This window comes from Vreelandella sp. 2A-K22 (assembly GCF_054065485.1).
Genome location: NZ_JBSUGC010000041.1, coordinates 1 through 1,020 on the forward strand (window position 1 = coordinate 1; position 1,020 = coordinate 1,020).

Sequence of the window (1,020 nt, forward strand, 5' to 3'; positions counted from 1 at the left end):
TGCTCTAATTCTTGACTTAGCTTATCTCTTCTATAGCTCTACTTGCTCTAATTCCTCTCTAATTCCCTCTCTAATTCTTCTCTGTTCCCTCCCTTGGCTCACTCCTATGTCTATGGTAGCTTCCCGCCTGCGCACTTGGAAACACCACCGACTCCGCCACAACCACGTTCGCCCGCCGACTGCAGTTGAACACAACCACGTCTGCAATGTCCTTCGCACTCAGCGGCTCGTAGCCTTCGTACACCTTGCTGGCCTTTGTGGCATCGCCGCCAAACCGCACCAGCGAGAACTCCGTCTCCACAGCGCCGGGATCGATCTCCATCACCCGGATCTTGGTGCTGATTAGCTCCTTCCGGATTGCTTGGGTGAAGCTCCGCACAGCGGACTTTGTCGCGCAGTAGATGCTACCCTCAGGGTAACTCTCAATCCCGGCTATCGATCCAACCTGCACAATGTCCCCACTATTCCTCTCCTTCATCCCCCGAATCACCGTCTGTGTCATCTTGATCAGCCCCAAAACGTTTGTTGCAAACATCTCCTCAACATCTTTATCCCTAATGTTTCCAGCGTGCTCAACTCCCAACGCCTTCCCAGCATTGTTCACTAACACGTCGATGTCACGGTAGTCCGACGGAAGAGCTGCAAAGAACGCGTCGATCTTTGCTCCATCGTTGACATCGAGACCTGCAGTATGAACTTGGGCCCCACTTTGCTTTAATTGCCGGCTCAGTTCTGCCAGTCTGTCGGCCCTTCTGGCCGCCAGCACTAACTTAATGTTTCCGCCGGCTGCCGACACAAACTCATGCGCAATTGCCTAGCCAATGCCCGCAGATGCCCGCAGATGCCACGGTGATGAGGACTGTTTTTTGTTCAAGATTTGCCTGTGCTTGTGGTCCCAATGACATATAATTCCTGGTTAAGTTGCAATAAATAAATTGTTTAATAAAGCAACCATTTACGTAATCTTTTCAGTGGTCAGATACTCCGTTAGTCCTTCTTCTCAATGGCACCTGCACAAAG

At 51.2% G+C, this 1,020-nt stretch carries 1 protein-coding gene; it reads right to left on the reverse strand.

The annotated features are described in order from the left end of the window. Positions 1-70 precede the first annotated feature (70 nt). Complete coding sequence (locus ACW17M_RS24085; RefSeq protein WP_457548202.1) at positions 71-796, reverse strand: SDR family NAD(P)-dependent oxidoreductase; 726 nt, start codon at positions 794-796, stop codon at positions 71-73. Positions 797-1,020 lie beyond the last annotated feature (224 nt).